Origin of the sequence: Streptomyces brasiliensis (genome assembly GCF_014647875.1) — a bacterium.
Taxonomy (GTDB): Bacteria; Actinomycetota; Actinomycetes; order Streptomycetales; family Streptomycetaceae; genus Streptomyces; species Streptomyces brasiliensis.
In genome coordinates this window covers 16,226-34,029 of sequence record NZ_BMQA01000017.1, presented here as the reverse complement: position 1 = coordinate 34,029, position 17,804 = coordinate 16,226, and the positions used below count along the sequence as shown (strand labels likewise).

The window sequence follows — 17,804 nt, the reverse complement described above, 5'->3', positions numbered from 1 at the left end:
GCAGAGCGGATACGGCTCACAGGTCGTGGGGACGGTGCATGGCGGCGGGCCGCCCGGACGTCACGCGACTTCCTCGCCCAGTGGCTGCAGGTTGGGTGCGACGGACCTGGTGCTCCTGCGGCCCGGCTGCTTCAGGAACAGGGCTATCGCGGCAGCCACCATGGAGATGCCGCCGGCCAGCCCGTAGGCGCCGTTGTAGCCCCACGAGTCGACCACCATGGAGCCAAGGCCACCGCCGAACAGGCCGCTGACCAGCTTGCCGCTGTACACCATCCCGTAGTTCGTGGCGTTGTAGTTCTCGCCGAAGTAGTCCGGCGTGAGTGCCGCGAACAGCGGGTAAAATGCGCCGCCGCCGAACCCGGAGAGGAAGGCGAAGATCAGGAACAGCGCCTCGTTGTGGATGTTGCCGGCCCAGATCACACCGAACTGGGCCAGGCCCAGGACGACGATCACGAAGACCAGGGTCGCCTTGCGGCCCAAGTTGTCGGACAGCCAGCCCACGACCGCCCGCCCGACGCCGTTGACGACGGACAGGATGCCCATCGACGAGGCCGCGACCAGCGGGCCGAAGCCGATCTCCTTGGCGTAGTCGACCTGGAAGGAGATGCCGAAGATGGAGACACCCGCGGTCATCACGATGGAGATCCACATCAGGTACAGCTGGGGCGTCCGCAGGGCCTCCTTCGGCGTGTACTGATGCACCGCGGGAGGGTTCTTCTGGACGCTCTGCGCGCTGTTCTGCTTGCCCGCCTGGGCCAGCGGGTCGATGTCCGCGGGCCACCAGTTCTTCGGCGGGTCCTTGAAGAAGTACGCGCAGATGGCGACGACGATCAGAATGTAGACGCCGACGATGTCCAGGATCGCGTTGTAGTTCGAGGTATCGAAGGCGTAGTTGAAGATGAAGATGAACGGCAGGGCGCCGTAGGCGAATCCGCCGTTCACGAAGCCGGTCTTGGCGCCCCGCTTCTCCGGGAACCACTTGCCGACCATGTTGATGCAGGTCGCATAGATCGCGCCGGCACCGAGGCCGCCGATCACGCCGAACCCGAGAATCGCCATCCAGACGTTGTGGAAATGCGACAGCGCCAGGAAGCCGATGATGCACAGCACCGAGCCCGTGAACATGGCCTGCCGTGCCGTGACTTTGCCCCTCTCCCGGAGCCAGCCGGTCGGTGTTGCGACACCGGCCTGGAAGAAGACCCAGACGCTCAGGATCCAGAAGGTGTTGCTCTGCGTCCAGCCGTGCGCCTCGGACAGCGTGTCCTCCGCCGAGCCGTAGGCGTACTCGAAGACGCTGATCGCGATCATCGCGACCCACGGCAAGTACATCATGAACTTGCGTGAGTGGCCGAGGAGATCGCGATCGGTCTCGCCTATCCGGTATACGCGGCCGTTTGCGTCCGTCACCTCCCGGTAAGGCACGGACCCTGTCGAATCGGTCGTCGTCATGTCAGTTGTAACCCCTTGCGTTCGAAAGATCTGGCCAGCGCCCCCTGTCCAAATGCGTTTCGTGCGCGCACGGGACCTGGAGGCGGCCGACCGCGCTATCGGCCGCCTCCTTCGCTCACGCCCTCATCTACCGCCCCCCTGCGTCTCGTCGTCGCCGCTCGTTCACCGGCCCCGGCATCAGAGCAGTCCCGCCGCCCGTGCCCACCGGTACTTCGCACCGAGCACCTCCACGGGCTTCTCCGTGGTGTACGGATAGGCCACGACCCCTCGTTCGAAGAGGTACTGGGACGCCTCCTCGACCTCGACGTCACCGGCCAGTGACGCCACCACCGGCTTCTCGAACCCGCGCTCGCGGAGCTCGGCCACCACACGCGCCGTCAGCTCCGCGAAGACCATCGGCGGGGTGACGATCGTGTGCCAGTAACCGAGGACGAGCGCGTGGATGCGCGGGTCCTCGAGACCGAGCCGGATCGTCGCCTCGTACGTCGACGGCGGCTCACCCCCGGTGATGTCCACCGGGTTGCCTGCGGCCCCGAAGGGCGGGATGAAACTCCTGAAGGACGCGTCGAGGTCCGGCGGTATCTCCATCAGGGACAGGCCGTTGTCCGTCACCGCGTCGGACAGCAGCACCCCGCTGCCGCCGGCCCCGGTGATGATCACGACGTTGTCGCCCCGCGGAGCGGGAAGCACGGGCAACGCGCGCGCGTACTCGAGCATGTCGTTCAGACCCGGCGCCCGGATGACGCCGGCCTGCCGGAGGATGTCGTCGTACACGGCGTCGTCGCCCGCCAGCGCGCCGGTGTGCGAGCCCGCGGCCTTCGCGCCCGCCGGCGTACGACCCGCCTTGAGGACGATCACCGGCTTCCTCGGCACGGTCGCGCGCGCCGCGGCCACGAAGGCGCGCCCGTCCTTGAGGTCCTCCAGGTGCATCGCGATGCACTCGGTGTGCGGGTCCTCGCCGAACCAGGTCAGCAGGTCGTCCTCGTCCAGGTCCGACTTGTTGCCGAGTCCGACGATCGCCGACACACCCGTCCGCGTGGTCCGCGCGAAGCCCAGGATCGCCATGCCGATGCCCCCGGACTGCGAGGTCAGCGCCACGCCGCCCTTGACGTCGTACGGCGTGCAGAACGTGGCGCACAGGTCCTGCCAGGTCGCGTAGTAGCCGTAGATGTTCGGCCCGAGCAGCCGGACGCCGTACCGCTCGCCGATCGCCACGACCTCGTCCTGCAGCTTGTGCTCACCGGTCTCCGCGAACCCGGACGGAATCAGGACGGCGTTGGGGATCCCCTTGCGGCCCACTTCTTCCAGTGCGGCGGGCACGAGCGCGGCGGGGATCGCGAAGACCGCCACATCCACCTCACCGGGAACGTCCGTGACGCTCTTGTACGCCTTGCGGCCCTGAATGTCATAGGCCTTGGGGTTCACCGGATGGATGTCCCCGGCGAAACCGCCGTCGACGAGATTGCGCATGACCGAATTGCCGATCTTGCCCGGCTCGTTGGAGGCGCCGATCACGGCGATCGAGCGCGGCTCCATCAGCCGCCGCATCGAGGTGAGGATCTCCTCGCGCGTGTACGTCCTGCGGGGCGTCGGCTGCCGGTCGGCGAGGATCACGCGGATGTCCGCCGCGACCGCGCCCTGGGGGGTGGCGATCACCGGGTTGAGGTCCACCTCGGCGATCTCCGGGAAGTCCGCGACCAGTTCGGACACCCGCCGGATCTGCTCGGCGACGGCTCGCCGGTCCACTCCGGCCGCGCCGCGCACCCCGCGCAGGATCTCCGCCGCGCGGATCGAGTCCAGCATGGACAGCGCCTCGTCGTCGGCCACGGGCGCCAGCCGGAACGTCACGTCCTTGAGCACCTCGACGAGCACCCCGCCGAGCCCGAAGGCCACGACCTTCCCGAACGTCGGGTCGGTGACCGCCCCGACGATGACCTCCTGCCCCTCGGGCAGCAACTCCTGGATCTGCACGCCCTCGATGCGGGCCTTCGGGTCGTAGGCGTGGGCGTTCTCGACGATCGAGCGGAACGCGGCCCGTACGTCCGCCGCGCCCTCGACGCCGACGACCACACCGCCGGCATCGGTCTTGTGCAGGATGTCCGGGGAGACGATCTTCATCACCACGGGCCCGCCGAACCGCGCCGCGTACGCCACCGCCTCGTCGGCGTCCCGTGCCACCTCCTCGCCCGGTACGGCGATCCCGTACGCGTCGGCGATCACCTTGCCCTCGGGCGCGGTCAGCGCCGTCCGGCCCTCGGCGCGCACGGCGTCGAGGAGTGACCGCACGCGCGGTATCCGGTCCTCGTCTGTCACGTCAGATCACTCCGCTCGACTTGAGCAGGCGCAGTTCCTCGTCGCCGAGACCCAGTTCACCGATGTAGACCGCTTCGTTGTGCTCGCCGAGCAGCGGTGAAGTGGTCACCTCCACGGGGGAGTCGGAGAGCTTGAGGGGGCTGCCGACGGTGACGAACTCGCCACGCTCGGGGTGCGGGACGGTGACCACCATGTCGTTGGCGATCAGCGAGTCGTCCTCGATGATCTCCTTCGTCGACAGGATCGGCCCGCACGGGATGTTGTGGGCGTTGAGCTTCTCCAGCACCTCCCACTTGGGGAGCGTCGAGGACCACTCCTCGATCAGCTGGAACATCTTGCCGAGCTTGGGCAGCCGGACCTCCGGCGTCGCCCACTCGGGGTCGTCGGCCAGTTCGGGCCGGCCGATCAGCTCGCTGAGCGGCTGCCAGCCCACGGGCTGCACGATGACGTACACGTAGTCGTTCGGGCCGCCCGGCGCGCACTTGACGGCCCAGCCGGGCTGGCCGCCGCCGGACGCGTTGCCCGAGCGGGGAACCTCGTCGCCGAAGTCCTCGTTGGGGTATTCGGCGAGGCGCCCATGCGCCAGGCGTTGCTGGTCGCGCAGCTTCACCCGGCAGAGGTTGAGCACCGCGTGCTGCATGGCCACGTTCACCCGCTGACCGCGCCCGGTGTGCTCGCGCTGCAGGAGAGCCGCGAGTATCCCCGCCACGGCGTGCACGCCCGTGCCGGAGTCCCCGATCTGGGCCCCTGTCGCCATCGGTGGTCCGTCCTCGAAACCGGTGGTCGACATCGACCCGCCCATGGCCTGGGCAACGACCTCGTACGCCTTGAAGTTGGTGTACGGCCCGTCCCCGAACCCCTTGATGGAGGCGTACACGATCCGAGGGTTGATCTCCTTGATGCGGTCCCAGCTGAAGCCCATCCGGTCGATCGCGCCCGGCCCGAAGTTCTCCACCATCACGTCCGAGCGCCGGATCAGCTCGGTGAGGAGCTCCTTGCCGCGCTCGGTCTTGGTGTTGAGGGTGATGCTCCGCTTGTTGCAGTTGAGCATCGTGAAGTAGAGGGAGTCGACATCCGGGAGGTCGCGCAGTTGCTTGCGCGTGATGTCACCGGACGGCGCCTCCAGCTTGACGACGTCCGCACCGAGCCAGGCGAGCAGTTGGGTCGCTGAGGGCCCGGATTGAACGTGGGTCATGTCCAGGACGCGGATGCCTTCGAGTGCCCTGGTCGGCGTTCCTGTCATGAGGCCACCTCACTCACTTGATCGCGGTCTGGTTCAGGGTGCGGGGCAGCCCCGCATGGGGTTTTCGTACATTGCATACAGTCGACGAATACTGTATGAAGCTTGTTATCCCGCATCCGGTGGGTGGTGTCCAGGGGGCGTGCGGCACTTTTAAGACGGGAGCCGGAATGGACCTGTATGAACACCAGGCAAGGGACCTCTTCCGGGAGCACGGCATCGTCGTGCCCCGGGCGGAGGTCACGGACTCACCCAAGGAGGCCCGCGAGATCGCCCGCAGGACGGGCGGCCGGGTCGTAGTGAAGGCGCAGGTCAAGACCGGTGGCCGGGGCAAGGCGGGCGGTGTCGCACTGGCCTCCGACCCCGCTGCCGCGGAGCTCGCGGCACGGCGCATCCTGGGCATGGACATCAAGGGACACACCGTCAGGAAGGTGATGCTGGCGGAGCCCGTCGACATCGAGAACGAGTACTACGTCTCCTACGTGCTCGACCGCGCGGCGGGACGCTTCCTCGCGATCGCGTCCGCCGAGGGCGGCATGGAGATCGAGGAGGTGGCTGCGAGCAGGCCCGAGGCCGTGGCCCGCGTGCACATCGACCCGGCGGAGGGCGTCACCTCGGCGAAGGCCGCCGAGATCGCCGACGCCGCCGGACTGCCGGCACAGACCGTCGACGTCCTCGTCCGGCTGTGGCAGGTGCTGGTCCGCGAGGACGCCCTGCTCGTCGAGGTCAACCCCCTGGTGCGCACTCCGAAGGGGCAGATCGTCGCCCTCGACGGCAAGGTCACCCTCGACGACAACGCCCGCTTCCGGCAGGCCCGCTGGGGCGCGGAGGAGGTGGAGCACGACGACCCACTGGAGGCCGTGGCCGCCGCCCGCGGCCTCAACTACGTCAAGCTGGACGGCGAGGTCGGCATCATCGGCAACGGCGCCGGCCTGGTCATGTCCACCCTCGACGTGGTCGCCGGCTGCGGCGCCCGCCCGGCCAACTTCCTCGACATCGGCGGCGGGGCCTCCGCCCAGGTCATGGCCGACGGGCTGTCGGTCATCCTCTCCGACCCGGCCGTGAAGTCCGTCTTTGTCAACGTCTTCGGCGGCATCACCGCCTGTGACGCGGTCGCCGACGGCATCGTCCAGGCCCTGGACACCGTACGGCTCACCAAGCCGCTGGTGGTCCGGCTCGACGGCAACAACGCGGCCCGCGGCCGCGCGATCCTCGACGACCACGCGCATCCGCTGGTCCAGCAGGCCACCACGATGGACGGCGCGGCCGACCGGGCTGCCCAACTCGCCGACTCGGTCTAGGGAGACGGGACGACATGGCGATCTACCTCACCAAGGAGAGCAAGGTCCTCGTCCAGGGAATGACCGGCGGCGAGGGCATGAAGCACACCCGGCGCATGCTCGCGGCCGGCACCGACGTCGTCGGCGGCGTCAACCCGCGCAAGGCCGGCCGCACCGTCGACTTCGACGTCCCCCAGTGCCGGAACGGCCTGGGAGGTGCCCCCATGACGGTGCCCGTCTTCGGCACCGTCCGCGAGGGCATCGAGGCGACCGGCGCCGACGTCACCGTGGTCTTCGTCCCGCCTGCCTTCGCCAAGGCGGCCGTGACCGAGGCCGCCGACGCCGGCATCGGCCTGGCCGTCGTCATCACCGAGGGCATCCCGGTCCACGACTCGGTCGCGTTCACCGCGTACGCGAAGTCCAAGGGCACCCGCATCATCGGCCCGAACTGTCCGGGACTGATCACCCCGGGCCGGTCCAACGCCGGCATCATCCCCGCCGACATCACCAAACCCGGCCGGATCGGCCTGGTCTCCAAGTCGGGCACTCTGACGTACCAGTTGATGTACGAGCTGCGCGACGTCGGCTTCTCCACCTGCGTGGGCATCGGCGGCGACCCCGTGGTCGGTACGACCCACATCGACTGCCTGGCCGCCTTCCAGGACGACCCCGACACCGAAGTGATCGTCCTCATCGGCGAGATCGGCGGCGACGCGGAGGAACGCGCGGCGGCGTACATCCACGACCACGTCACCAAGCCAGTCGTCGGCTACATCGCCGGTTTCACCGCCCCCGAGGGCAAGACGATGGGCCACGCGGGCGCGATCGTCTCCGGCTCGTCCGGCACCGCGAAGGCCAAGCAGGAGGCGCTGGAGGCGGTGGGCGTACGGGTGGGCAGTACGCCGACGGAGACGGCAGGGTTGGTACTGGAAGCCCTGAAATCACGAGGGAACTCGACCGAAGCCTGATCCGGGGCGACGGTACGGCGCCGCCCCCCGCACTCTGCCCGCAACGACCGTACGGCGACGACCCCGCGCCCGACCCGACCCGACCGTCACGCGCCTACCTGCGCCTGACCGATACGACCGCCCGTCACGACCGGCCGGCGCCTGACTCCGATGCGACCGTGAGGCGCCGACCTGCACCAGGCCCGAGACGACGGTCCCGCGCTCACCCGCGCGTGGCCGGCGACGACCGTCGGGCGCCTGATCCGCGCCCGGCCCGACACGACCGTCCGTCCGCGCGCAACCGCGCCCGGCCCGATGCGACCGTGAGGCGCCGACCCGCGCCTGACACCTGAAATCTGGCACCTGACACCTCGGACCCGACAGCCGACCCCGACACGATCGTCACGCGCCGGCCCGTGCGCGTGACGTTCCCGGTAGGGCCCCTTCGCCCGAGTCCGCGTCGAAGCGCGCTCAGGCGGTGGGGACGACCCTTGCCGACACCCCGCCCGATCGTGCACCGAGAGCGGAGCTGACGAATGGCACCCACCCTCACCACGAACCGCCCCACCTTCACCTTGAAGTCGGGGACGTCCTGGAGCGACGCCTGGCGGCGCTCGCTCGCCGTCGCCCCCGAGGCCTTCCGGGACGACCGCGTACTCAACCTCTGGGGCGCCGCCTGGCAGGCGGACGGCAGGGCGCTGCCCGCGACCACCCCGGTCGACGGCAGCCCGATCGCGGGCGCCCCGCGCCTGGACCGGAGCACCGCCCAACAGGCCGTCCGCGCCTCGCTGGACCAGCACCGCGCCTGGCGGCACGTCCCCCTCGAAGAGCGCCGCGCCCGGGTCGCCGCCACCCTGGACGCGCTCACCGAACACCGCGAACTGCTCGCCCTGCTGCTCGTCTGGGAGATCGGCAAGCCCTGGCGGCTCGCCCAGGCGGACGTCGACCGGGCGATCGACGGCGTGCGCTGGTACGTCGACGGCATCGAACCGATGGTCGCCGGCCGCGCCCCGCTCGACGGGCCCGTGTCCAACATCGCGAGCTGGAACTACCCGATGAGCGTGCTCGTCCACGCCATGCTGGTCCAGGCGCTGGCGGGCAACGCGGTCATCGCCAAGACGCCGACCGACGGCGGTGTCGCCTGTCTGACCCTGGCCTCGGCCCTGGCCGCCCGCGAGGGCATCCCGGTCACCCTGGTCAGCGGCAGCGGCCGCGAACTGTCGGAGGCACTGGTCCGCTCGCCCGAGATCGGCTGCGTCTCGTTCGTAGGCGGCCGTGACACCGGCGCCGCGGTGGCGACCGCCGTCGCCGACCTCGGCAAGCGGCACATCCTGGAACAGGAGGGCCTCAACACCTGGGGCATCTGGAACTTCTCCGACTGGGACGCCCTGACCGCCGTAGTCCCCAAACTCTTCGACTACGGCAAGCAGCGCTGCACGGCCTATCCGCGCTTCGTCGTCCAGCGCGAGCTGTTCGACGAGTTCCTGGCGGCCTATCTGCCCGCGGTCCGCGCGATCGAGGTCGGCCACCCACTGGCCGTCGAGCACCCGGACGACGCCTACCCCCGGCTGGACTTCGGCCCCGTGATCAACGCGGCCAAGGCCAAGGAGCTCCAGGACCAGGTGGCGGAGGCCATCGACCGGGGCGCCGTCCCGCTGCACCGCGCCAAGCCGGCCGACGGCCGCTTCCTCCCCGGCCAGGACACCTCGGCGTACGTCCAGCCGGTCACCCTGCTCGGCCCGCCCCCGTCCTCGCCACTGCACCACGCGGAGCCGTTCGGCCCGGTCGACACGATCGTCCTGGTCGACACCGAGGCGGAGCTGCTGGCTGCCATGAACGCGTCCAACGGCGCGCTGGTGGCCACGCTGTCCACCGACGACAGGGCCACCTACGAGCGGCTCGCCCCGCAGATCCGCGCCTTCAAGACGGGCCACGGCAAGCCGCGCTCCCGCGGCGACCGCGACGAGTTGTTCGGCGGCTTCGGAGCGTCGTGGCGCGGCGCCTTCGTCGGCGGCGAGCTGCTGGTGCGCGCCGTCACCCAGGGCCCGGCCGGCGAACGGCTGCCCGGCAACTTCCCGGACTACCAGCTGATGCCCTGACCCGACCCCGGTGGCGCCGGTCGGCGACGGGCGCCACCGGGCGACGACCGCGTCGTCCGGCCACGGAAACGCAGGTGAAAGGCACTGCGAAAGCTTGGTATTGTTGTCCATGTCGCCACGGGGAACACTCCCTGTCGGTCGACGGACACCTTGTCCGGGTGGCGGAATGGCAGACGCGCTAGCTTGAGGTGCTAGTGCCCTTTATCGGGCGTGGGGGTTCAAGTCCCCCCTCGGACACACAAGTGCCCCACGGGGCCCGGTCTCCGGGCAAGGGCAATCGGCACCCGCATCGGCTCCCGGCCGAGGCGGGTGTTCTGCGTTACAGGGGTCTTCTCCCTGGCCTCTCCCTCCTTCCTCGGGTCTCCACCGGCCTCGTGGTCTGTCAGCCGATGGTGATCCTCTCGGCTCGGGGTGTGTCCGCGGTCAGAGTTCTGGCCGCGTGGTCGTAGACCAGGGTGATCTCCTGGTCTCGGAGGTGGGCGATGGCTTGCTCGAGTGTGGGCGGTGACGCCGGTCCGGCGGGCGGGGACGCGGGCCCGGCCGTGCTGATGCGGCCGGTGAGGCGCAGGTGCAGGGCTGGCAGGTGGGGCAGCACCTGGTCCTCGCGCACGTAGGCGTTGCGGGTGCGTGCCGGATCGGGACGGGTGGCGCTGGTGTGTCCGTGGCGGCACCGGTAGCCGGCGTTCTGATGGACCCAGTGGGATTCCATGCGGCGCCCGCAGACGCCGCAGCACAGCAGTCCCGCCAGTCGGTAGGTCCGTCCCGGTGCCGGCTGCCGGCGGGGGCGGATCTGCTGGACGGCGATGAAGCCGGCCTCGCTGACGAGCGGCGGGTGGGCCGGACGGGCGGAGATGATCCAGTCGACAGGCGTGTTCCAGCGCATGACGTCCCGGTGCCCCAGTGAGGTGTTGTCCGGATTGATGAGGTCGTGGTCGGTGCGCTGGCGGTTCCAGACCTGACGTCCGGTGTAGCGGGGGTTGGCCAGTATCGCCCGGACCGACTGCAGTACCCATCGTCGCCCTGTCCGGTGAGGGTTACGGGCCGTGTCGGCGGCGGCCGGGCAGGGAATGTGGGCGTCGTTGAGGGCGCGGGTGATGCGGGCCATGCTGTGGCCGGCCAGACGCTGGGCAAAGATCCACGAGACGATGGGCCCGCACTCGGGGTGGACCGCCAGGCGCTGCGCGCACACGCCGCGCCGGGCGAGGGCCCGGTTGGGGTGAGGGCCGGCATCGACCAGCCGGTACCCGTACGGGGGACGTCCGCCGAGGTAGCGGCCCTGGTCCCGGGCCTGGACCGTCATCGCCGCCCGAGTACGGATCCGGGCACGGGCGATCTCCCGCTTGGACAAAATCCCCAGCAGGATCATCAACTCCTCCTGGTCGGCCACCTTCGGATCGACGGCCCCGCCCAGTTCCGGCACCCACACCTGAACCCCGTAGTGCTCGAAAAGCGGAGCCATCGATGCGAACTGGTTGCCGTAGAAGGCCCGCTCACTCGAGCCGATCACCACCGCGTCGAATTCCCGCTCCGGATCCGCCATCGCCACTAACAGTGCCGCGGCCTCGGGACGGCGCGCCCAGGGAACTGTGCGACTGTGACCGGTGTCGAAGAACTCCGCCACGATCCGCCCATGCCCTGACACGAGCGCCTGCGCACCCATGAGCTGCCACGCCTTCGACGTCGCTGGGTCCTGGTGGTCCTCCGTGGACATCCGGCCGTAGAACGCGAACCGAAGACCGGCCGGCGAGAGGCCCGAAACCCTGGGGCCAGGGCTCTCGCGGGCCCAATCGCACAGCAGTGCCGAGGAAGTCAGGGGTCCTCCGGATATCGGTCCGGCCGCATCGTGCAGGGCTGCCATCACAGGCACCTCCCCAGAGCCCCAACTGCCTTTTCCATGAGCTGCCCTGCCAGACATGCCCCCGCACCCACCCACCAGACAGTTGACCCGAACGGGTGAAATGAACGATGCGACGCTACCTGCCGAGCAGGAGCGCCGAGGGCCTGAGCGGGCCCCGCGGCAGTTACTTGACCGCCAACCCGCCCCACCCCCAGGGCCTTTGAGGAGTGATCTTCTATCCGGGGTTCGTCAGGTCGGTCCGAGGGCCGTGAGGGGTCGCTGGTGGTCGCCGTCGGTGTGGCGGAGAGCGGCGCCGCGGCAAGCCAGTTCAGAGGTCACCCAGCCCTGCAGCAGTCCCAAGCTCAGAGCTGCGGGTGGAGCGTCAAGGCAGGGCGGAACACGGGCACCGGGTCACGGCGGCCATCACCTGCCACGTGACCCGTGCCGGTGGAACCCTCGACGACCTGACCCGGCTGCTGCTGCACCCCGACCATGAGGGCGGACGGCACGCCCGACACATCGCGGTGCGCTCCGGGCAGGCCCATGGCCTGGGCTATATACACCGCGTATGGGCCAGCGTCTCAGCCGCTGTCACCAGCATGACCGCTCTGGAGTCGCGCCAGCACGCGCACGAGGCGCTCGCGGCGCTGCGAGACCGGATCGAGACGACGCCTTGGCGCGGAGAGCGAGGGCGTATCGCGTTGCGGGTGCTGCGGGCGCATTTGACCTTCGCCAAGATCGCCGGTGGACCCCTGCACCACGCCAGCGAGCGGCAGGCCGCGGAGGAAGCGGGCATCTCCCGCACGACTCTCCGGATCTGCTTATTGGGTTTCGTCATGGGGGTCGTCGGCAAGATGCCCGTGGTGGCGGTACACCATTTCGTCGGGGTGACGGGTCACCCTGGCCAGCCGCCAGGCCGCGTCGTACGACATGCGTCCGCGTTCCTGAGCCCGTAGACGCAGGGCCAGGAGGCTGGTTGTCGGGTCTAGCAGCCAGCGCAGGGCGGATATCTTCATCGGCCCGCGCCCGTCTCGACGGCCTGGTCTCGCTTGCCCTCTTTGACGCTGGCTTCTACTGGCTCAGCAGCGGCAGCCGACTCCTCCGCTGACAGCCAGGGAACAGCGTCAGCCCACCCCATCTGTTCCAGGACGGTGCGCACGGTGGCGGTGAAGCGTGCATGCTGCCCCGGGTCGGCTCCCAGCTTCTCCCAGACGTACAGGAGTAGCCGGGCGATTCGTTCGGCCTTCGTGTGTGTGTCGTCAGCCGCTCCGACCAGCGGAAGAACCTTCTCCCGGAACGCCTCCCACTCAAGACCGTTCAGGTCGTCGAGGTGCCGTTCGAGCCACCAGCTGCGCGCGGCATCTGGCTTGGTCAGAACGGTTACTGTGAACCGGTCTCGCCGTTCCTGCTCCTGTCTGAGCTGAAGCGTTACCTGCCGCACGGCGTCCTGGAACGTCTGGGCCCGGGCGGCATCCGGCTCGCTGAGCCTCAGAGTGATGCGTGCCCTCAGCCAGAGACCGGGGCGGTCGTGGACGGCGTGCCACTGAGCTACTGCCAGGGTGAGTTTGCCTTGTGCGGTATCGAGCTGTTCGGGCAGATGAGCAGTGGTGATGCCGCGCCCGGAAGCGTCCAGGGCCAGCCGTGCAGCGGCTCGGATGGCGGCGGCGCCGCTCGCCTTGATCGGGTCCGCTGCCCGGTAGGCGAGCGTGCCGCTGGCGTTGAATCGGATGCCGGGCAAGGAGGTGGGCCATTGGTACCGGATCCGGCTGTACCGCCGGTTCCACCACGGGCCGGGTCCTGGCTTCACTGAGCCGATGCCTCCCGGGACGCAAGGTCTCGGTGGGCGGCCTGTGTGCCGAAGGCCTTGTGGCCTGCCGCTTTGCCCAGTCGTGTCAGGGCAAAGGGCCGGTTGTTCGACTCCTCGACTTTCGACGTTTTCGTTGATCGTGTTGGGGTCGCTCAGGTGGGTGATGTGGCGTCATCTGGCCGTGCGGGCTGGAGACAGCAGAGAAGCATCGGCGGTGCTTGTGTCGCCTGCTGTGAGGGACCCGCCGATGCTTCTGGATGCGACCGTACCGGCTTCGCTGCTCGCTGTGTTGGAGTTGGTGCGGGGCAGTTTCACCACGCCGACGTTCCGTACCTTCGCCGTGCTGGTCACGGGGCTGATCGCGCAGATGGGGCGGTGCACGGTGACCGGGATGCTCACCGGTGCGGGGTTGACGCGCACCTGGTCCCATGACCGCGTGCACGCCTTCTTCTCCCGCTCCCGCTGGAACCCGGACATCCTGGGCGTGTCCCTGTCCCACCTGATCGTGCGCCGCCTGCTGCCCGAGGGAGCGGTACTGACCGTGGCAGTGGACGACACACTGTTCAAGCGGCGCGGGAAGAAGGTGTTCGGTGCGGCCTGGCAGCACGACGGCGCGGCCAGGGGACCCAAGCCGGTCGGGCGCGGGACCTGCTTCGTGGTGGTCGGCCTGGTCGTCGAACTGCCCTTCCTGGCCCGGCCGGTGTGCCTGCCGGTGATGGCCCGCCTGTGGTGGCCGGGGCAGGAACAGTCCAAGGTCGACATCGCCGCGTCCATGCTCCGCTTCCTCGCGGCCTGCCACCACGGCCGACGCATCCACGTCGTCGCGGACGCCGCCTACCACGGCAGGGCCCTGCGCGAATTACCCGCCACCTGCACCTTCACCACCCGCCAGCCCGCTCAGTGGGGCCGTCCGGTTTGATCGGTTTGATCACACGATGGCGAGGGTGGTCGGGGGTCAGGCAGGCCCGGTCGTGGGGTGGTGTCCGTTCAGCGGTGAAGTGCCGGGCGTGTGTCGGGGTGTCAGCCGTGCCGTCCGTACGCCACAACGTCCCGTCCCGCGTCTGCCGGTCGAGAGCCCGCCGCAACTCACCTGCCCGACGCAGCGGGCGTGCACTGACGACAGCAGGCCCGGACAAGGAATCACCGGGCACTCCTCCCGCTGGCTGACGCGGCGGCCGGTCCGCCGCCGGGTCGGTCGTCACGGTTCGCCTGCCGGAAGGCGCCGCGCTCAAGAATACCCGAGGCTATGGTTACTGAGCATGTGGTTAGGAGAGCCGCCCGAGGGCGAGCAGAACCCTCACAGCCAGAACCCCTCTGAACAGCCAGGATGGGCACAGTTGTTGAGCGGCAGGAACAGGGCCAAGGTCGTCGCGATCGCCGCGGCCTCGGCCGTGGTCGTGGCCGCCTGCGTCACCGGCTTGCTGCTCCTGGGCGGCCGCAGGGACGACAACGCCGACGGCGGCAGGAACGCGACGGCACCGGCAAGTGCCCCGCAGAGCGCGACGGCCTCGGCGCCGGCGTCCAAGAACCCGCTCGGCGGCGCGACCGAGGGGCCTGCCGTCCCAGGCTGGAAGGTCGTCATCAACCCCAAGTGGGGCACGGCCTTCGACGTGCCACCGGACTGGGACGTCAAGTCGCCGAGCTTGCAGATCGGCTTCGAGGACAGCAAGGTCGACTACAGCGACCCCAAGAACTGGGGCAAGGTCATCATCCTCATGAGCGCACCGGCGATCCTCCAGGACAACTGGTGCCTGTCCGACGACGACAAGGACGGGCGCGTGGAGAACAACGCGCTGGCGGCGGCGGGCACCAAGGGCGCAAAGGGCGCCAAGAGCACCGGCGATGTCGCCCTGAGCCAGGTGAGCTGGTGGGTGTACGGCGGTTACACGCAGCCCGACAAGAAGAGCATCGTCTCCGACAGGACGACGAAGCCGTACACGACCAAGTCCGGCGTCAAGGGCAGCATCGCCTGGGCCCGGTCCAAGAACACGCCCCAGAAGGGCAAGTGCGCGAGCGACGGCAAGGCGGTCACCTTCGGCTTCAAGAACTCCGCGGGTGACTTCGTCGCATGGAACCTCTACGGCGCCACGGGCGTGAAGGACGAGCTGCCGGACGCGACGATCATGAAGATCCTCAGCACGGTGCGCCTCCACGGGAAGCCGAAGGGATCCTCCAGCTAGGCCCCGGCGACAGCGGGGCACCGATAAGTACAGTGGGAAGGGCGACGACGGGGGCGGACGCACATGGAGAGGCAGACGGGGTCGGGCCGTGGGCCGCAGATCACCAACACCGCGGTCGACTGCACTGCCGAGTACCTGATCCAGATCGGGATCCTCCAAGGCGACCTCAATGTCAACCTGCGGGTGGACGCGCCCGATGACGACGCCCCGCTGGCCGCGGCCGAGCGAAGACTCGCCCGCAGCCTCCTGTACCGCTGGCGGGCCGAGGCCGACGCCTGGGACATGACCGACCCGCAGCCGCTGCCCGTGCGCTGGACGGCCAGCCGCCGGGTGGCGTCCGCCGGGGAGTACCTCCCGGCGGGCTCCGGGGCGGACACCATCGCCGGGACGTTCCTGAGGCTCGGCCCACGGCGGCGGCTGGTCGTGCTCGGCACGGCGGGGTCCGGCAAGTCCGTCCTGTCCGTCCTGCTCACCCTCGAGCTGCTCGCCCGCCGGCTCACCCAGGGCGAGCACGAGGTACCGATCCCGCTCGTGCTGTCGCTGGAGTCCTGGGACACCCGGCGGCAGTCGCTGACCGAGTGGCTCGTGGACCGGCTGCACCAGGACCACCCCGGTCTGCCGCCCGTGGAAGGCGTCCACCCGGCCCGTCGGCTGGTCCTGGACCGACGGGTGCTGCCCGTCCTCGACGGCCTCGACGAACTCCCCGCGCACCGCCGTACCGAGGTCATCGATGCCCTCAACACCGGCCTCGGCGGCGACGGGGACGCCGTACTCGTCTCCCGTACGGCCGAGTACGCCGACCTCGACCGGGACGGCAAGGGCCTGCGGCACGCCACCGTCATCGAGTCGCTGCCCTTGCGCCCGGAGGAGGTGGCGGACTACCTTCGCAGGGCCCGGCCGCGGGCCCGCGCCGCCGCCTGGGCCGACCTGCTGGACACCCTCCGCAATCAGCCCTCCGCGCCGGTCTCGTGGGCCCTGAGCAGTCCCCTGATGGTGTGGCTGGTGCGCCGCTCGTACGAGCATCCCCCGGCCGACCCGGGCGAGTTGACGGAACGGGAGCGCTTCCCCACCCGGGAGGCCGTCGAGGCGCACCTGCTTGACCGGATCGTGCCCGCCGCGTTTCCGGCACGTCCGCCGGACCCCGGCCGGCTGCACCCGCCCCGTGCCTGGGACGCCGAACGGGCCGATGCCTGGCTGTCGTACCTGGCGCTGCTGCTCAGCCGCCGGGAGGAGTCCGAGCTCGCCTGGTGGCGGCTGTACGCGGCGCCGCTGCCCCGGCTGCTCGCGGTGCCCGCACTGATGACGGCCGGCATCCTGCTGTCCTTCGTCATCAGGGCGCCCATGTCCGATTATGCGACGACCTCCGGGCTGGGCGACCTCAGCGTGACGACCGACGTGATGTTCGGGATCGTCCTGGCGGCCCTCGCGCGGTCCGTCACCGCGGGCTGGTTCGGCCAACGCCTCGCCGAGCCCCGCCGCAGCGCCAACCCACTGCTGTTCATCCACGCCCTGCGCTCCGTCGACCGGCACGCGCGGGTCGGCCCACGGGTGCGTCTCGCGGCACTCACGGGCGGTCCCGCCCTCGTCGTCCTGCTCCTCGCGCTGTACGTCTTCGTGGCGCCGGACCCCACCCTGGTCGTGCTCGCGATCGGTGCCGTGCTGCCGGTCCTGCTGATGATCGTGTACGCGGCACCCGCCGACACTGTGGATGCCGCCACGCCGGGCGAACTCCTGCGCGGCGAACAGACGGCGCTCGTCACCACGCTCACACTCGTGGCTCCGCTCATCGGTGTCGGTGCGGGTTCCCTCTTCTGGCTCGACCCGCACGGTTCGGGCAGCTGGTGGCCTGCGTTCGGGGCCTGGGCCGGTGCCTCCGCGATGTTCGTGCTGCTCAGTCCGTGGAGCCGCTGGATCCTCGCCAAGTGCTCCCTGGCGGCGACCGGACGGGTGCCCTGGTCGCTCATGACCTTCCTCAGGGACGCGCGGGCGGCGGGCCTGCTGCAGCTGTCGGGCGGCACGTACCGATTCCGCAACCGCAGGCTCCAGGACCACCTGGCGGGGCGGCGCGCCCAGGAGCGGAGCGCGGCAACCACCCGCGAGCCGCCGCGCGTTCCGGCGCTCGCGGACTCCCGGCACTTCACGGTGGAGAGCACCGCGGACCATTACCACCTGCGGGGCCGCTCCCGCAGGCTGCCGCTGGCCCACTGGACGGTGCTGGGACCCCTGTTGGCCGTCTTCCTCGTACGCTTCAGCGTGAGCGGCCAGTGGCAGCACGCCGTCAACTGGCTGGCGATGCTGTTCCTGCCCTTCCTCGGCGTCCTGATCACGGTGATCGGCTTCCTCATGCCGCGCCGGCGGATCGAGCTGGAGCTGACCCGGGACGGCGTCACCTCCGTCACGGGACGCAGGCGCCGTTCCTATGGATGGCACCACGTAGAGAAAATCACCGTACGCCGGGTGATCGTCCGGGGCCGGGACGCGGGCTTCTACGCGCTCCAGGTCCGGCTGGCCCCCGAGACCCCGCGCCCACCGCGCCGCTCCCGCATGGGCGACGGCTGGTACTTCGTGCTGCCGCTCGGTTTCACCCCGAGCGTCGACGACCGGCTGGGCACGGCTCTGGCCGACTTCGCCGGGCCGCGCTGGACCCACTGA

Annotated in this window: 12 protein-coding genes and 1 tRNA gene; 8 read left to right on the top strand and 5 right to left on the bottom strand. The window is 69.9% G+C overall.

Features of this window, described 5'->3' with window-relative positions; genetic code table 11:
- Positions 1 to 60 precede the first annotated feature (60 nt).
- From IEZ19_RS24535 to frc, 3 genes are all read right to left on the bottom strand, one after another.
- Positions 61 to 1,449 (bottom strand): OFA family MFS transporter, encoded by a 1,389-nt coding sequence (locus IEZ19_RS24535; protein WP_189313447.1) that lies wholly within the window; start codon positions 1,447 to 1,449, stop codon positions 61 to 63.
- A 177-nt stretch (positions 1,450 to 1,626) separates the two neighbouring features.
- On the bottom strand, positions 1,627 to 3,762 hold the full coding sequence (locus tag IEZ19_RS24530) for an acetate--CoA ligase family protein (RefSeq protein ID WP_189313446.1): 2,136 nt from the start codon (positions 3,760 to 3,762) through the stop codon (positions 1,627 to 1,629).
- A gap of 1 nt (position 3,763) precedes the next feature.
- Positions 3,764 to 5,005: a formyl-CoA transferase gene (frc, locus tag IEZ19_RS24525; RefSeq protein ID WP_189313445.1), complete on the bottom strand. Its 1,242-nt coding sequence runs from the start codon at positions 5,003 to 5,005 to the stop codon at positions 3,764 to 3,766.
- Positions 5,006 to 5,172: 167 nt separating this feature from the next.
- Here frc and sucC point away from each other — a divergent pair, with 167 nt between their 5' ends.
- The 4 genes from sucC (at position 5,173) to IEZ19_RS24505 (ending at position 9,565) form a co-directional block, all read left to right on the top strand.
- Positions 5,173 to 6,303 (top strand): ADP-forming succinate--CoA ligase subunit beta, encoded by a 1,131-nt coding sequence (gene sucC / locus IEZ19_RS24520; protein ID WP_189313444.1) that lies wholly within the window; start codon positions 5,173 to 5,175, stop codon positions 6,301 to 6,303.
- Between the two features lie 14 nt (positions 6,304 to 6,317).
- Positions 6,318 to 7,250, top strand: a complete 933-nt coding sequence (sucD, locus tag IEZ19_RS24515; RefSeq protein WP_189313443.1) for a succinate--CoA ligase subunit alpha — start codon at positions 6,318 to 6,320, stop codon at positions 7,248 to 7,250.
- 515 nt (positions 7,251 to 7,765) lie between these two features.
- Positions 7,766 to 9,328, top strand: coding sequence for an aldehyde dehydrogenase family protein (locus IEZ19_RS24510; protein WP_189313442.1), 1,563 nt, complete (start codon positions 7,766 to 7,768; stop codon positions 9,326 to 9,328).
- A gap of 152 nt (positions 9,329 to 9,480) precedes the next feature.
- Positions 9,481 to 9,565 (top strand) — tRNA-Leu (locus IEZ19_RS24505).
- A gap of 145 nt (positions 9,566 to 9,710) precedes the next feature.
- On the opposite strand, the gene IEZ19_RS24500 is transcribed toward IEZ19_RS24505, so the two are convergent.
- Positions 9,711 to 11,186 (bottom strand): recombinase family protein, encoded by a 1,476-nt coding sequence (locus IEZ19_RS24500; RefSeq protein WP_189313441.1) that lies wholly within the window; start codon positions 11,184 to 11,186, stop codon positions 9,711 to 9,713.
- Positions 11,187 to 11,599: 413 nt separating this feature from the next.
- Between IEZ19_RS24500 and IEZ19_RS24495 the strand changes: the two genes are divergently transcribed.
- The gene (locus tag IEZ19_RS24495; protein WP_229840686.1) at positions 11,600 to 12,121 is read left to right on the top strand and encodes a hypothetical protein; all 522 of its coding nucleotides are present in this window, start codon (positions 11,600 to 11,602) and stop codon (positions 12,119 to 12,121) included.
- 56 nt (positions 12,122 to 12,177) lie between these two features.
- Here IEZ19_RS24495 and IEZ19_RS24490 read toward each other — a convergent pair whose 3' ends face one another.
- Positions 12,178 to 12,903, bottom strand: a complete 726-nt coding sequence (locus IEZ19_RS24490; protein WP_189313440.1) for a hypothetical protein — start codon at positions 12,901 to 12,903, stop codon at positions 12,178 to 12,180.
- Between the two features lie 316 nt (positions 12,904 to 13,219).
- Here IEZ19_RS24490 and IEZ19_RS24485 point away from each other — a divergent pair, with 316 nt between their 5' ends.
- From IEZ19_RS24485 to IEZ19_RS24475, 3 genes are all read left to right on the top strand, one after another.
- Positions 13,220 to 13,891: a transposase gene (locus IEZ19_RS24485; protein ID WP_189313439.1), complete on the top strand. Its 672-nt coding sequence runs from the start codon at positions 13,220 to 13,222 to the stop codon at positions 13,889 to 13,891.
- A gap of 340 nt (positions 13,892 to 14,231) precedes the next feature.
- The gene (locus IEZ19_RS24480) at positions 14,232 to 15,152 is read left to right on the top strand and encodes a DUF8017 domain-containing protein (RefSeq protein WP_189313438.1); all 921 of its coding nucleotides are present in this window, start codon (positions 14,232 to 14,234) and stop codon (positions 15,150 to 15,152) included.
- A 63-nt stretch (positions 15,153 to 15,215) separates the two neighbouring features.
- Positions 15,216 to 17,804, top strand: coding sequence for an NACHT domain-containing protein (locus IEZ19_RS24475; protein WP_189313437.1), 2,589 nt, complete (start codon positions 15,216 to 15,218; stop codon positions 17,802 to 17,804).

Bases quoted from the DNA above. Each gene is read 5' to 3' on its own strand.
- IEZ19_RS24535 (WP_189313447.1), bottom strand. From the start codon at position 1,449: ATGACGACGACCGATTCGACAGGGTCCGTGCCTTACCGGGAGGTGACG.
- frc (WP_189313445.1), bottom strand. From the start codon at position 5,005: ATGACAGGAACGCCGACCAGGGCACTCGAAGGCATCCGCGTCCTGGAC.
- sucC (WP_189313444.1), top strand. From the start codon at position 5,173: ATGGACCTGTATGAACACCAGGCAAGGGACCTCTTCCGGGAGCACGGC.
- sucD (WP_189313443.1), top strand. From the start codon at position 6,318: ATGGCGATCTACCTCACCAAGGAGAGCAAGGTCCTCGTCCAGGGAATG.
- IEZ19_RS24510 (WP_189313442.1), top strand. From the start codon at position 7,766: ATGGCACCCACCCTCACCACGAACCGCCCCACCTTCACCTTGAAGTCG.
- IEZ19_RS24500 (WP_189313441.1), bottom strand. From the start codon at position 11,186: ATGGCAGCCCTGCACGATGCGGCCGGACCGATATCCGGAGGACCCCTG.
- IEZ19_RS24485 (WP_189313439.1), top strand. From the start codon at position 13,220: ATGCTTCTGGATGCGACCGTACCGGCTTCGCTGCTCGCTGTGTTGGAG.
- IEZ19_RS24480 (WP_189313438.1), top strand. From the start codon at position 14,232: ATGTGGTTAGGAGAGCCGCCCGAGGGCGAGCAGAACCCTCACAGCCAG.
- IEZ19_RS24475 (WP_189313437.1), top strand. From the start codon at position 15,216: ATGGAGAGGCAGACGGGGTCGGGCCGTGGGCCGCAGATCACCAACACC.